Below are 13,151 nucleotides of genomic sequence, written 5' to 3'. Positions count from 1 at the left end.
AAATCTGTGTTCCAGCGTTTAGATTAAAATACAGGTGATAGCCTTTCAGGGTCAGGCCGGTGAAACCTCAGGTTCGCTAAAGACTTCTTTCACATAAACCTGTGGATCAAAGGAGCAGATCATCCCCAATGCCTGTGTGCGTGCTGTGGCATATTGTATGGTATCAAAAATATTTTCGGGTAATATTTCTCTGGTAATGGGGATTTGCCGTATAAAGCGCCCCTCTGGGGTGTACATGATACGTCTCACGCCTGCCTTGACGCATTTATCCAGAAAAGTATCGATCTCGGTGCGGGAGGCATTGATGTCATCAACAATATATTTAATCAGCACGTTCATGGCGTTAATCGCCGTATATTTGCTGATTGTGTCCCAGACGGCATCGTAAGCATCTTTGCCTTTTATCAGGATGGGCTCGTTGCTACCTTTTGGCTTGTTAAACTTGACCGCGTTGAAGGTTGAACGTGTGCCAGCATCCACACTGATGCAAAGGTGGGTGCCTTTATTTTCTAGCCCGGTGTCAATTTCAGGTACATGAATCGCTGCATTTGTATTGATGATGTGGCGGCTGCCATGGGCGACAAGTTTTGCGGTTATGGCTTTAAACTCTTTAGAAACGCTTGGGTCGCCGCCCCCCCATGTAATGGTGCCGGTATTTCCTAGCCAGTTGTTTTCCAGCATGGCATCAATGGCGTCTGTAATATAGTAATAATAGGCAGGCATTTCAAAGTTTTGGTGTGTAAGACTGCAATAGGAACACCGGAAATTACAGACACTAAAGCTGTTAATGATCAGGTCATTGAACAGAAATTCTTTTTCCTCGGCTTCTTTTTCAACAAGCTTGGGGCAGCCCGTGCAGCCATTATCTGTGCCGCACATCAACTGGTTTGTAATCTGCGCCCGTTTTGCCAAAATATAGTCAACGGGCAGTTTGCCACCATTAAATTGGCCTATAGCTGTCCAACCTTTGTTCTTACTGTGGGCTGTGCAGCAGAAGGTTAAGCGGTTTTCATGAAAATGTAGGCCGCCTTCCAGCCAGGAGCAGCTTTTATAAGCGCCTTCAGGCATTCGGCTTTGGTGGCTGTCAACTGTTTCACCGACGTTCAGTTCAGGGCTGCCATAGTCGGTCCGACACTGTGCTGCAAGGTCATAACATATAACTGCATCGTCCAGGTTGCTTGCAAGTGTGAGCGCATTTGCTTTTTTATAGAGCGCAATCCCCATAGTTTCGCGGTCAAGTGACGGGTCAATGCCGTATGTTTCAAGCGTTATGAAAAGAGTTGCGATTTCATCCAGATAATGTTTGCAGAGGGTTGCCTCCGGCGCGGGCATATCTGCAGGCATACAGGTTAAAGCGGTTTTAAAACCTTGTTGAGCAAGGTTCAGCTCTCCAATATCAAAGTATGTTACAGCCATATGTGTGTGGGCATAGGCATTATCGGGGTCCAGCTTTAGGGCTGTTTCAAAGGTTTGGAGAGCCAACGCATTCTTTTGCTGAGCGTGATATGTTTCTGCAAGATGAGCATGGGCTTCTGAAAAATGCGGCGTGGCGGCTATTACACGTTTAAAGGTAGCACTGGCTTCTTTCCATTTTTTTTGCACCCTAAGGGTTATGCCAAGCTGCAACTGAATGGATGGGTCAGCTGAGTTTGCAAGAAGGCTTTTAAAGATCCTTTCTGCTTCGGGCAGGCTTTGCTTCTGGGTCATCATTTGCATGCCGCGGGCGAATTCTTGAGTATGGTCAAATGCTTTCATGTTACGCCCTTTTAGGTATGGCTGCTATATTCAGGGTTTCCTGCTCATAGAGTTTTTTGAACTCGAAATAATCACAGCCAATATGCTCATGTTTCACAAGCTGGTTTAGGCAAGGGTAAGCTTTAAGATCATAATAACGGCTGATAAATTTCAGTTGGTCGGCCCATACCGCTTTATCATGTGGCCCTGCGGCTGGGTTCTCAAAAAATATAAGGGGCCGGTATTTTTCGATTATTTTTTCCGAGCTTACTATAATATCGCCGTCAAGGCCCTCTGCATCAATCTTTATAAACCGGGGTTGCAGGTCGCGGCTGATGCAAAAGTTATCGACTGTATCCATGCTAACCTTGTAACTGGGCGTGTCTATTTTTGGCTTTAAAATAGAGCCGTTTGCGCCGTCCATATCATAAAATACCCGCTCGCCCGTTTCAGGCCCAAGGGCAACCTGATGAAGGTCGATATTTTTAGGTAGTGTATAATTTCTTTTCAGGTTTTCATATATTTTCAAATTTGGCTCAAAAGCATGAATTTTCTGAAAGTACGGGGCCATAGTTGTTGCGGTTAGGCCAAAGTTGGCTCCAATATCCAGCGCTATATCGGCAGGCTTTTTTGCATCGAAGGTGGCCTTCAGGAATGTGTTGAGAATAGGGGCTTCATAGGTGCTGAACGTTGACAGGAAATTATGCGGATAGCCAAGGCGTACCTGCTTTTCCAGCAGTTTTTGTTCCAGTTCAGCATCGTGTAAAAAAAGAAATATAAAGTCGCCCGGCCCAAGTTTTTCCAAAGTGTCTGTGAGAGAGCGCACCAGAAACATGGTGGTTTTATCATATTCCTGTTCACCGGATGCTTTGAAAAACCCAAAAAACCGTGTTTCAAATTTTCCGGCAAGCAGCAGATGCAGCCTGTGGGCTTTTTCGTCATTACCAAAAATAAAAAACCGCTCACACGTTTCAATTTCATGAAAAGATGTTGGATTTTCAATGATGTTCATCATTTGGGTCATAAATGCCTATCAAATTGGTCTGGTGCCGGTCTTGGTATTTGTAAGGCAAGGGGTGTGCCAGTTAAATGGTTGAGGCTTTATTTATCCTTTTCCGGTACACTGAAGCTACCTTTCACCCGGCCATCTGTGCCGCCCGATTGCCCGTCCAGTTTGGCAATGCCGGACACCAGATCAAATTCAAGCCGTTTACCCTTTAGGATAGATTCGCCCTGCCTGAAGGTAACATTGCCCCCAATAGTAATAAGGCGCTCATCAACATCATAAACACCCCAATCACCACTGAGAGATTCTGTCTTTGAGACAAGTGTTACAGTGCCTTCTGCATCCAGCCGCGAAATGGATGGTTTTTCTGATTCTGTGTTGGAGGCGTAAAAAACGGTCAATGTTTCAGAACTGAAGGTCATTTCGCCTTGGGTTACTGTGACCGCCCCTCTGAAAATTGCCCGGCCCTGCTTTTGTTTCATTTCCAGCCGGTCTGCGCTGATGTCAATTGGTTGGTATGTGTCATGGCTTTTCAGAACGGACTGCGCACGTAGGGCTGTTGATGTGGCAAAAAGTGCTGCACAAACAAACAGGGTTTTATATGTGCCGTTAAATCTCATCATTTTGTTCCCATATTATCGCCACGAGGTATCGCTGCTGGTATAATCAATTGTTCTCAGGCCGTTTTGGTTCAATATGCAGTTTGATACCGCCTTCAAAAACAGCCTCTTCTGTATCAGCATAAATTACAATACGGTTTGCTTCCAGTGTGCCAAGTTTTGAGCTGCCCTGTATTGCGCCCTGCCCTGTGGCTATATGTTTTTTCAGGTCAATCTCGGCACCTGCCATATCAAGCTTGTAGCCGCTGCCTGTGTTAAAGTGTACACCGCCCACAAGCGACAGAGTGTTTTCTTTTGTTCTATAGATGCCCGTGCGGGCTTGTACTTTGGCGGGGCCGGTTTCATCAAGGGCCATTTCTGCCCGAATATCATTGAGCCGCACACGAGGCGATGAGGGGTTTTCCTGCAGTCCTGTGGCGGCCTCAACGTGGAACAGACGGTTTATGGCATCTGTGCCAACATAGTGCAGGTTAGTCATATGAACGGCGGTGTCGCCCTGCGCCACATCCTCGGTTGATAAGGTAAAACTTACTTCCTGATCGTTCAGGAAGGGCCACAGTACTGTAATGGTGCCAAGTACAAGGGCGGCAAGCGGCAAGATAACTTGCATCAGGACAATGAAGCGGTCCCAATTCTTTTCGCCAGAGGCGGTGCTGATATCTTTTGTTGATGCCATTTTGTACCTAAAAGCCTTTTAATGCGAGAAAAGGTCCATGTCACCATATCCAACAAGGTCCATCTCTGCCTGTGTTGGTAAAAAGGCAAAAGCTGCATTTGCTATGTGCATGCGGCCTTCACGTTCTAGCATCATATCAAGCTTTTCTTTCATTTTGTGCAGATACAACACATCAGAGGCCGCATATTCCTGTTGTTCGGGGGTGATAATATCGGCGCCCCAGTCACTTGACTGCTGCTGTTTGTTCAGGTCTACCCCGGTTAGCTCGCGGCACAGGTCTTTCAGGCCGTGACGGTCCGTATAGGTGCGTATCAGTTTTGATGCAATTTTAGTACAGTAAAGCGGGCTTGTGTCTACCTTAAGATACTGTTTGATAACGGCAACATCAAATCGCGCAAAATGAAAGATTTTTAACACGTCTGAGTTTGCCATCAGGGCTTTCAGGTTTGGGGCATCGTAGGTGCCGCTTTTAAACTGCACAAGGTGGGCGTCACCGTTGCCGTCTGAAAGCTGTACAACACATAGTCTGTCCCTATGCGGGTTTAGGCCCATGGTTTCACTGTCTACAGCGACCGAACTACCGAATGACAGCCCTGCCGGTAAGTCATCTGTGTGTAAATAAATAGCCATGGTGTTTCCTTACGTGTCGTATTGAACCGGTTGTTTGTAATTACCATTATGTCTAGGCACAATACAAATGCTGATGGCAAAAAAAAGAAAATGAATAGCGGGCGTTTGTTTTTGTTCTATAGGCGATGCTTGAAATCACTTTAAAGTGCAATAGATTTTAATCAAAACCTACAGCGAACAACAGGATATTTTAACATGCGCACCTCCCTACAAAACATGCTGGACACTGTAATAGCCAGCGATGATTGTGGCACTGATATATGCCCAAGCTGGTTGCAGGGCCGGGCTGCGTTTGGGGGGTTGGCTACAAGTGTTGCTTTAACTGCCCTGCAGAAGGAAGACCTTGAAGGAAAATCGTTAAGATCGTTAATGACAAATTTTGTCGCACCGCTCCCTGCTGGGGCGACGCAGGTTAATACTGCGGTGCTGCGCAGTGGCCGGTCTGTGACCCAGTCAGTGGCCGATGTTGTTGCGAACGGGCAGATAACCACCCATGTTTCAGCCACTTTTGGTGCGCCGCGCCCGTCTCTCGCTGTTGCGCCTGTGGCGGCTTTTAATCCTGATGCGCGGGAGAGCGTTGCCCCCCTTGATAGTCATGATCGGCGCAGGCCACCTTTTATGTCCCATTTTGATATTCACTGGACTGGTGGTGGTATACCAATGGCAAATACAAAGAGCACAAGCTTGTCCATGTGGGTGCGGCATAAGGATGATATCAGCAGGCACCCAGAGGCAAAACTTGTTGCCCTTGCCGATATTCCACCCGCAATCATTTTCTCGCATTATGATCGTATGATTATGATCAGCTCCCTTTCATGGTCGCTGGATTTTGTTCGTCCGGCAGAAGATGTTTCTTCTGATTGGTTTTACCTGGAGTTTGAAATGCATGCTGCAGCGGACGGTTACTCCCAGCAGTCTGGGAAAATATTTGATGCGCAGGGCAACCTGTGTCTTTTGACGCGGCAATCCATGGTATATTTTGAGTAACCGCAACTTTGTTGTTGGCTTTGCAGCCTTGTTCAACCGGTGTTCAGTTTTGCATCTTTAAGATGATGCTAATAAACATAAACTGTCAAAAAGTGTTTTTTAGTTTTAACCAGCCCTGATAGGGTATGGTTAATGTGTTTAAAATAGCAGCGATGAATGAGGCTGGCCATGATTGGGAAAAAACTTCTTCTTTCTTGTTTTGTGTTGTGGGTGGTGTCACTTGGCACTGTGCAGGCTGATGAAATTCTTATTATGGATGAGGATTTTAACAAGTATCTTTCTGCCGCAAAACCGGGTGATGTTTTTAAAATATTCCCTGGCGTCTACAAAATTAAAGGAACGGCCAAGCTTGAAGCCTCTGGTATGGCAGGGGAACCAATCATTATACGACCAACGCTTCCGGGTTCTGTAACCATTGTTGTCACAACAACAATCGGCTTTAAAATCTCTGGCAGTAACTGGATTGTAGAAGACCTGAAATTTGTGGGTATGTGCGAGACAGATGACCAGTGTCAGCATGCTATGCAGATAGTGGGAGACGCAGATTTTACCACGATTCGTCGCAACACCTTTAATGAGTTTAATTCTACGATAAAAGCGAATGGTATTGATGTTCAGGGGGGCAAACAGTTTCCTGATAATGTACTGATTGAAGGTAATCAAATATTTAATAACCGCCCTCGCGAAACTGGCTACCCTGTTACCTTAATTGATGTTGTTGGTGGTAAAAACTGGGTTGTTAGAGACAATTTTATTGCCGATTTTCATAAGCTTCGAGGTAACAATATAAGTTATGCTGCTTTCTTAAAGGGTAATTCTGAAAATGGCCTGTTTGAGCGAAATCTGGTCATTTGCGAATGGCGGCATAAGGGCGGCGTGCGCTTGGGTCTGTCTTTGGGTGGGGGCGGCACTGAAGAAAAATACTGCTATGGCGGTAACTGTAAAATTGAGCATTACAAAGGGGTTATTCGCGGCAATGTTATTATGAATTGCCCGGCGGATGTCGGCATATACTTAAACAAGGCTGCCAACACCCAAATTGTGAATAATACTATTTTAAATTCGACAGGCGTTGATGTGCGCTTCAGTACCAGTTTTGCCATGTTTGCTAATAATATTATTGAGGGCCGTATCAAAGACCGTGATGATGGCACCCACAGGGAAGAAAATAACCTTGTGCAAGAATCCATGAAAGATGTGTTCCCCAATAGTGCTTATTATGACCTTACCCCGGCCAATCAGGAAATTTTGATGAAAGCTGCGCGGGATTATAACGGGGTTGATTTCTGTACGGGCGAACGGCAGGACACATGGATTGGTGCCTTTAGCCAGCCTGCAAAATGCACGCTGCAAGACAAACTGTCTGAGATTCATACACAGTAAATAAAGTTTCAGTAGGTAAGGCTATATATGTCGTCTTTTGTGGTCTTTCGCAAACAGCCTGACACTGAAGGAGCCCTTCGCCAGTATATTGGACAAAGGGCGGTTTATTCTGAGACGTTAGATATTTCGTCACGCCCCGGTTTTCAGCTGTTTTTATGGTCGGCTCTACGTCCTGAAACATGTGCTCTCCATAAAGAGCCAACTGGTGGCTTTGCTGCAGTGGCCGGCACGTTTTTATACGGTGATAGTGAGGGCAGAGAAGCTCTCGAGTTGTTTTATAAGCAGTTTGACCCAACAGCCATTGACCTTTCTGGTACGAATGGCCATTTTGCGCTAGTTATTGAAAAAGCTGGGCATTGTTTTGTGTTAAATGATCGGCTTGGCGTTTGGAAATTATATGGCAGCCAGGATGGTAGTTTTATCTCTGCTGGTTTTTTAGAGACCTTATTATGTGCGCCGTCACTGTCATTTCATGCGCAGGGTCTTTATGAATATGTTTTTAACGGCCATGCACTAGGTACTAATACGCCGTTTCAGGAAGTGATGGCCGCCATGCCCGGCAAAGGGTTCGAACTGACAGCGGAATTGGCTATACAGAATATACAGCATTCTGTGCCTTTGGGACGGTGCCCGCAGGACGATCCACTATCTGATCTTGAAACTGCTGCTAAAGGGCAGGTGGTAGCTTTCAAGAGAATAATGAAAAAGTATAGTGGTTGTGTCGGGAAAATATCATCCTCGCTTTCTGGCTGGTTTTTTATCAGAGAACAGGGTGCCAGACCTGTTTGTTTACGGGCAAGATACTGACCCAGATGTTACTTCGGCAAAGGCCGTGGCTCAAGCAGGGGTCATGCCGTTAAGACATATTGATAAGCAGAAGATAAATATTACTGAAGCTGAGCTCCCAACTGCGGATGACCTCATTTTTTATTTTGATGCTACACAAGATGAAGGCCTTTTCCCGACTGCAGTTGATTTACTAGACAGGAAAAACCGAAGTACAGCCATGTCTTTTATGGCAAATGGCAGTGGCGGCGAAATTTATAGGCACTTTTTCCTATACCCAAACAAGCCTGTAAGCGTAGATGCCTTTCTGGCGGCCACATATGCCAGAGTGGATACGGGTGCTGTGTCACAAGGTTTTAATCTGGGGGTATATAGGCAAAGCGCCCGAAAAACCTTTTTAGCCCTTATGGGCTGCGTAGGGGATACGTTATCTCGGCAAGACATAGACCGAGTTTATATAAATGTACGGTTAACCCATGAAAAAGCGCGTGACATTATGGTTAATCACCGATTTGTAAAAACGCTCTACCCTTTTATGGAACCTGAGGTCGTAGCCGCCAGTCTGCCACTGGCGTATAGATACCGACAATTTGGTCGGCTTGAGGCAAAAATGAATGCACTTTTAAACCCGCTTCTGGCTAGTATTCCGGGTGAATATGGGCACAGTTTTGATGAAGAGCCTTCTTTGAAATACAAGATGCGTGTACTGGAAAGCTATTATCGCCCCTTGTGGCTTCGGCGGCTGATCCCAGCCATTCGGCGCAGGATTAAAAAACCTGTGGGGATTAATGCTCTTTTAGGGCGCGATCTATATCTAATAAAGGATCAGACATTTCCTTATATGCAGGCCTATTTTCAGCTTGATAAACTAAATGACAGACTTATTGCCTCGCGCATTGCAACGCTAGAGCTTATCGCCCAGCGTTTTAAGGCGCTAAGATAATTAGGTGATTTGTGCTGGGCGCACTGCTCGCCTCGCTGTATTGTGATCGTGCCTTCATTGTATTGGGTTGACATTTCCCCTGTGTAAGCCACCATTCATCTTTGTTATCGATTCAAATTACCGGAAAGGTACGATAATGTTTTCATATAAGCTGTCAGCCGTCACACTCTTGCTTTTTGCTGTGCCTGCCTTCACTGCTGCATCTGTTGGTGAGGAAATGCAAGTTGGCACCACGCTGAACAAAAAGGTCGCTGTTCCGGTATCTGAGGTGCCTGCCGCTGTTTTGGCAGCGGTAAAAGCCAAAAGGCCCGAATTGAAAGTTGAAGAGGCTGAAAAGGAAATACGCAACAATAACCAATATTTTGATATTGAGGGAACAGATGCCAGCGGCAATGAAATTGAGCTGGATCTGGTTTTAGAGGATGGCATCTGGGCGGTGGTTGAAATTCAGCGTGATATTGCGTGGAAAACAGTGCCTCATAGTGTGCAGGAAGTGTTAACACATAAGGTGCCCGGTATTGCGCCAGCGCGTATTATTGAAAGTGATCAGGATAACGGCATGATCATTTATGAATTTTTCACCCGTGATACAGAGGGCACAGAGGCAAAATATGAAGTGTCTTTTGAAGATGAAAAAGCAGTGTTTTTAACAGAAGAGTGGAAACACTAACTACGCCCAGCCTGGGGGGCAGGCGCACGGCATGGCCTGTGGTTTGCTAAAATGCGTTATCCAGATAATGCCGGACCGCATCTTGCACATGGCGAAACCGGTCGCCCCCTAGGTGCTTGCCGCCGTACCAGCGAGTAACCACCACAATATGGTTATGCAAGGTCTCGCGCTCTAGCATGCGCACGATCACCATGCCTGCGCCGCTTTCACCGTCATCATTTTTCACGGGGCCTTCACGGCCTACAAACGCCCAGCTGTTGTGGGTGGCTTTTGCAAACTTCTTTTGTTTGCAGAGGTTCTTTATAAGGGCTTTTGCTTCGTCCGCACTGCTGCACGGCCCGCCAGACACCGCATATTTTGACCCACGGTCTGATATGATTCCATCAAATATTTTCATATTGTTTTTATAGGAGGGCCGGCAGCAGCAAGTCAAATACACAGTGGTGCCCCTCTGTCATCAAATGTACAGGTGTATTATAAATATTTGATGTGCAATAAGATAAATTATAGTAATTTTCAAAAGGCTAAGTTTTTTGCAAAACGGTGGGGTGAAATTTTAAATCTCAGCTTAGTATCTTATAATTGGATATTGAATAGCCACCCCTTACGTAAAAGATGAAGCTCTCTCAATAAACTGTTCCTAATATGAATAAGGTACAAAGCAAAAATATAAACCAAAAGTGTACCTTTCCTGTTTGCGGGTCATTGAATAGCATATCACCTGTTTCTGGTATAACAGTAACGATTAGCTTGGAATCTCAGGGCTGCACGCGGAGGGTAACGTCGTCTTCAAGTGGCACACGCCTTTTGCTGGTTTGCCGTCAGGAGAATATAGTGTTTTCATTACGTCTTCAGCGGGGGATATGCAGGAAAAAACAGCCCGTGTTACTGTATCTTCACCGATGACTTCTCAAGCTGATGAAGTTAGCGAATGGCCGGTAACTTGGTTTGAAACTTTCAAGTTGGCCCCCGGTAGGCATGGAGCATTCATGTGTGAAATAGCACTTGCGGATGAGGTAGCAAAAGCGGGAGGGCCTAAATCTTCCGCCTAACCCAGCTTATTTTGTCAATATTCGTAAAAATGTTTTGTCTCATACAGATTCGAAAACAGTAGGCCCCGTATCAGCACAAGAATGCTTGGCACGTCTGGGTAAGTGGAGAGAAGAGCATCCAAGTGCGTTGATTGACTAGGTCTTACGTCTCATCAGTAGATAAAGTATTTGGGTCAATTCAATAACTTGAATTGACCTTGTAATGAATGAGGAACTACATGCGTATTTTGCTTTTTACCTTGGTTGTTTTTAGTTCACTGAGACTAGTTTCTGCCGATGACCCATCATATGATGAGCGGCCAGAAACACATGTGGTTTCTACGGAAGGGTGGAATTACGAGCGGCGCATTGTTGACATTGAAATGCGTGATGGTGTGACTTTGCACACTGTGATTATAGTGCCTAAGGGCGCTATGAATTCGCCTATACTCCTAACCCGCACGCCCTATAGTGCGGAGGCGATGACAAGTTATGCGACCAGTGGAGATATGCGTGCTATTTTGCACGGGTTTGGCAATGTTGCAGACTTGATAGTTGATGGTGGTTATATCCGGGTTATTCAGGATATCCGTGGTACGAACGGCTCTGATGGTTCGTTTGTTATGAACAGACCCCTAGTCAGTAATCCTTATAATTCAACGGATGTAGACGAATCCACCGATGCTTATGACACTATAGAGTGGTTGATTAAGAACATTCCTGAAACAAATGGAAACGTTGGTATCATGGGAATGTCGTATAACGGGTTTGAGGCGCTGATGGCGCTTGTGAATCCACATCCCGCTTTAAAAGTAGCCGTTCCGGTTGATCCGATGGTTGATGGCTGGAGGGGTGATGACTGGTTTCACAATGGCGCCTTCAGACAAATGACTATCAGTTCTATATATAGCAGTAGTGCCTCCAGAGGAGGTGACAGCAGTTTTGTTTGGAGTACGCCTGAGCGTTATGAGGCCTTTTTGCGTGAAGGGTCCCTTAAAGCGATGGCAAATCGTTATGGGATGGAGCAGTCTGGGTTTTGGCGAAAGCTTACAGACCATGAGGCCTATGATGATTTCTGGCAGTCTCAGGCCATGGATCTGGTTTTGGCGAAGGAACCTTTGAAGGTACCTGTGATGCTGGTGTCTTCACTTTGGGACCAGGAAGACCTGTATGGTGGGTATGCCGTATACCGGGCTCTTGAGCCGAAGGATACCGCAAATGATATGGTGTTTTTGTCATTGGGACCTTGGTCTCATGGTCAGTCCATGGCTGATGATGCCAGCAGCCTTGGGAACATAAAATGGGGGCACAACACATCTGTATGGTGGCAAAAGAATGTACTTGCCCCCTTTTTGGCATATCATTTGAAAGGAGAAGCCGCGCATATTGCCCCGGTAACTGTATTCCAGTCTGGCACAAATGAATGGCAGCAGCATATCACATGGCCAGAGACATCAACTGTTAAAAAGCTATATATGAAGCCTGATAGGACGCTTGAGTTTACGCCAGCATCTGGGGCTGAAAAGACGGTTGATTATATATCTGATCCCGCATACCCGGTTCCATTTATTGATCGACCTATCACCTTTGAGGATTACAGCCAATGGACCACATGGCTCACAACAGACCAACGTAACGCAGCCACTCGGCCAGATGTAATCACTTTTACTTCAGAAGTTCTTGCTGATGCGATAGCTGTTGCGGGAGTGCCTGTTGTTAACTTAACCGCATCCACCAGCGGCACAGACAGTGACTGGGTTGTGAAGCTCATTGATGTTTATCCAGATGAAGTGCCCTCTGATAATAATATGGCAGGATATCAGTTTCCAATTGCTATGGAAATTTTTCGAGGTCGCTATCGGGAAACTATATCTGAGGCGCGTCCGTTAACAGCAGATAAACCTCTTACTTATACCTTTGAGCTTCCGAAGGTGAACCATGTTTTCAAGCCCGGACACAGGCTTATGGTGCAGGTGCAATCTAGCTGGTTTCCTCTCTATGATCGAAATCCACAAAAGTTTGTGCCTACTATATTCTTTGCTAGCGAGGGGGATTATAAAAAGGCGACACAAAAGATTGTGGTTTCAGGTGAGAGGCCCTCATACATTAATTTGCCGGTAATAAAGTAGGTTTTTATTGGGGTTGGATTATTTTGTGGTGATGTGATCCCAATATTTTTTGATACGCCAAAAGTCCTTTGCCATTTTTAGAATGAGCGGCAGTTTCTGAGCGCGGTGGATGATTGCGCCCTCCACGTCAACAATAACGCTTTCTGCGATCTTATCTGTTTTGCTCATTATTTACCTCTGCCGAACACCTGTAACTGTAACTATAAAAATAAGGGTACGCATATTTGTTTTAAACCAAAACTGTACCTTTTTATGGGCAAGTTTGTCCATTAGTATCACTGTATGGTCTCAATTCAAGAAACCCCTAAGGAAGGCAAGATGGATTCACGTTCTTTCAGAGAAGACCGGGCGTTTGACGATAGTGGGCATAAGAAATGTGCGGCCAGAGGGGAGATTGGCTGCGCTCAGCTCGACTGCAATGTTCGATCCGGAGAGTGTTTCCCGATTAATTCGGTGAGGGTGTTTTACCCCTGAATGTAGCCAACGACAGGATAGAAAACGGTGTCGGGAAATTTGAGTTGCCTATGGGGAGTGGTACCTAATTTTATCGTTAATG

General features: G+C 45.7%; 14 protein-coding genes. 7 read left to right on the top strand and 7 right to left on the bottom strand.

Annotated elements, in window-relative coordinates:
- Nucleotides 1–51: 51 nt before the first annotated feature.
- From ICL80_RS01850 to ICL80_RS01830, 5 genes are all read right to left on the bottom strand, one after another.
- A complete protein-coding gene (locus ICL80_RS01850; protein ID WP_194214433.1) occupies nucleotides 52–1,755 on the bottom strand; it encodes a radical SAM protein in 1,704 nt (567 codons plus the stop codon).
- Between the two features lies 1 nt (nucleotide 1,756).
- Nucleotides 1,757–2,758 carry an FkbM family methyltransferase gene (locus ICL80_RS01845; RefSeq protein ID WP_194214432.1) on the bottom strand — a complete coding sequence of 334 codons (1,002 nt, stop codon included), beginning with the start codon at nucleotides 2,756–2,758 and terminating at the stop codon, nucleotides 1,757–1,759.
- 77 nt (nucleotides 2,759–2,835) lie between these two features.
- Nucleotides 2,836–3,363, bottom strand: a complete 528-nt coding sequence (locus ICL80_RS01840; protein ID WP_194214431.1) for an LptA/OstA family protein — start codon at nucleotides 3,361–3,363, stop codon at nucleotides 2,836–2,838.
- A 43-nt stretch (nucleotides 3,364–3,406) separates the two neighbouring features.
- On the bottom strand, nucleotides 3,407–4,036 hold the full coding sequence (gene lptC, locus ICL80_RS01835; protein WP_194214430.1) for an LPS export ABC transporter periplasmic protein LptC: 630 nt from the start codon (nucleotides 4,034–4,036) through the stop codon (nucleotides 3,407–3,409).
- An 18-nt stretch (nucleotides 4,037–4,054) separates the two neighbouring features.
- Nucleotides 4,055–4,666: a ribonuclease D gene (locus tag ICL80_RS01830; protein ID WP_194214429.1), complete on the bottom strand. Its 612-nt coding sequence runs from the start codon at nucleotides 4,664–4,666 to the stop codon at nucleotides 4,055–4,057.
- Between the two features lie 195 nt (nucleotides 4,667–4,861).
- Between ICL80_RS01830 and ICL80_RS01825 the strand changes: the two genes are divergently transcribed.
- From ICL80_RS01825 to ICL80_RS01805, 5 genes are all read left to right on the top strand, one after another.
- The gene (locus ICL80_RS01825) at nucleotides 4,862–5,653 is read left to right on the top strand and encodes a thioesterase family protein (protein ID WP_194214428.1); all 792 of its coding nucleotides are present in this window, start codon (nucleotides 4,862–4,864) and stop codon (nucleotides 5,651–5,653) included.
- A 168-nt stretch (nucleotides 5,654–5,821) separates the two neighbouring features.
- Entirely contained in the window at nucleotides 5,822–7,036 is a 1,215-nt protein-coding gene (locus tag ICL80_RS01820; RefSeq protein ID WP_194214427.1) for a NosD domain-containing protein, read from the top strand.
- A gap of 27 nt (nucleotides 7,037–7,063) precedes the next feature.
- Nucleotides 7,064–7,843: a hypothetical protein gene (locus ICL80_RS01815; RefSeq protein ID WP_194214426.1), complete on the top strand. Its 780-nt coding sequence runs from the start codon at nucleotides 7,064–7,066 to the stop codon at nucleotides 7,841–7,843.
- Entirely contained in the window at nucleotides 7,809–8,765 is a 957-nt protein-coding gene (locus ICL80_RS01810; protein ID WP_194214425.1) for a hypothetical protein, read from the top strand. The genes ICL80_RS01815 and ICL80_RS01810 overlap by 35 nt, the downstream gene beginning before the upstream one ends.
- 136 nt (nucleotides 8,766–8,901) lie before the next feature.
- Nucleotides 8,902–9,435 (top strand): hypothetical protein, encoded by a 534-nt coding sequence (locus tag ICL80_RS01805; RefSeq protein ID WP_194214424.1) that lies wholly within the window; start codon nucleotides 8,902–8,904, stop codon nucleotides 9,433–9,435.
- A gap of 46 nt (nucleotides 9,436–9,481) precedes the next feature.
- Here ICL80_RS01805 and ICL80_RS01800 read toward each other — a convergent pair whose 3' ends face one another.
- Complete coding sequence (locus tag ICL80_RS01800; RefSeq protein WP_194214423.1) at nucleotides 9,482–9,832, bottom strand: YigZ family protein; 351 nt, start codon at nucleotides 9,830–9,832, stop codon at nucleotides 9,482–9,484.
- Nucleotides 9,833–10,298: 466 nt separating this feature from the next.
- Here ICL80_RS01800 and ICL80_RS01795 point away from each other — a divergent pair, with 466 nt between their 5' ends.
- Both ICL80_RS01795 and ICL80_RS01790 read left to right on the top strand, forming a co-directional pair.
- Nucleotides 10,299–10,487, top strand: a complete 189-nt coding sequence (locus tag ICL80_RS01795; RefSeq protein ID WP_194214422.1) for a hypothetical protein — start codon at nucleotides 10,299–10,301, stop codon at nucleotides 10,485–10,487.
- Between the two features lie 206 nt (nucleotides 10,488–10,693).
- Nucleotides 10,694–12,595, top strand: coding sequence for a CocE/NonD family hydrolase (locus tag ICL80_RS01790; protein WP_194214421.1), 1,902 nt, complete (start codon nucleotides 10,694–10,696; stop codon nucleotides 12,593–12,595).
- 18 nt (nucleotides 12,596–12,613) lie between these two features.
- Here ICL80_RS01790 and ICL80_RS01785 read toward each other — a convergent pair whose 3' ends face one another.
- Nucleotides 12,614–12,763: a hypothetical protein gene (locus ICL80_RS01785; protein WP_194214420.1), complete on the bottom strand. Its 150-nt coding sequence runs from the start codon at nucleotides 12,761–12,763 to the stop codon at nucleotides 12,614–12,616.
- Between the last annotated feature and the right edge of the window lie 388 nt (nucleotides 12,764–13,151).

It is taken from the genome of Kordiimonas pumila, assembly GCF_015240255.1.
Lineage (GTDB): Bacteria > Pseudomonadota > Alphaproteobacteria > Sphingomonadales > Kordiimonadaceae > Kordiimonas > Kordiimonas pumila.
This window is presented reverse-complemented; position numbering and strand designations above follow the sequence as displayed.

Bases quoted from the DNA above. Each gene is read 5' to 3' on its own strand.
- ICL80_RS01845 (WP_194214432.1), bottom strand. From the start codon at position 2,758: ATGACCCAAATGATGAACATCATTGAAAATCCAACATCTTTTCATGAA.
- ICL80_RS01785 (WP_194214420.1), bottom strand. From the start codon at position 12,763: ATGAGCAAAACAGATAAGATCGCAGAAAGCGTTATTGTTGACGTGGAG.
- ICL80_RS01815 (WP_194214426.1), top strand. From the start codon at position 7,064: ATGTCGTCTTTTGTGGTCTTTCGCAAACAGCCTGACACTGAAGGAGCC.
- lptC (WP_194214430.1), bottom strand. From the start codon at position 4,036: ATGGCATCAACAAAAGATATCAGCACCGCCTCTGGCGAAAAGAATTGG.
- ICL80_RS01850 (WP_194214433.1), bottom strand. From the start codon at position 1,755: ATGAAAGCATTTGACCATACTCAAGAATTCGCCCGCGGCATGCAAATG.
- ICL80_RS01825 (WP_194214428.1), top strand. From the start codon at position 4,862: ATGCGCACCTCCCTACAAAACATGCTGGACACTGTAATAGCCAGCGAT.
- ICL80_RS01790 (WP_194214421.1), top strand. From the start codon at position 10,694: ATGAGGAACTACATGCGTATTTTGCTTTTTACCTTGGTTGTTTTTAGT.
- ICL80_RS01795 (WP_194214422.1), top strand. From the start codon at position 10,299: ATGCAGGAAAAAACAGCCCGTGTTACTGTATCTTCACCGATGACTTCT.
- ICL80_RS01805 (WP_194214424.1), top strand. From the start codon at position 8,902: ATGTTTTCATATAAGCTGTCAGCCGTCACACTCTTGCTTTTTGCTGTG.
- ICL80_RS01830 (WP_194214429.1), bottom strand. From the start codon at position 4,666: ATGGCTATTTATTTACACACAGATGACTTACCGGCAGGGCTGTCATTC.
- ICL80_RS01820 (WP_194214427.1), top strand. From the start codon at position 5,822: ATGATTGGGAAAAAACTTCTTCTTTCTTGTTTTGTGTTGTGGGTGGTG.
- ICL80_RS01840 (WP_194214431.1), bottom strand. From the start codon at position 3,363: ATGATGAGATTTAACGGCACATATAAAACCCTGTTTGTTTGTGCAGCA.
- ICL80_RS01800 (WP_194214423.1), bottom strand. From the start codon at position 9,832: ATGAAAATATTTGATGGAATCATATCAGACCGTGGGTCAAAATATGCG.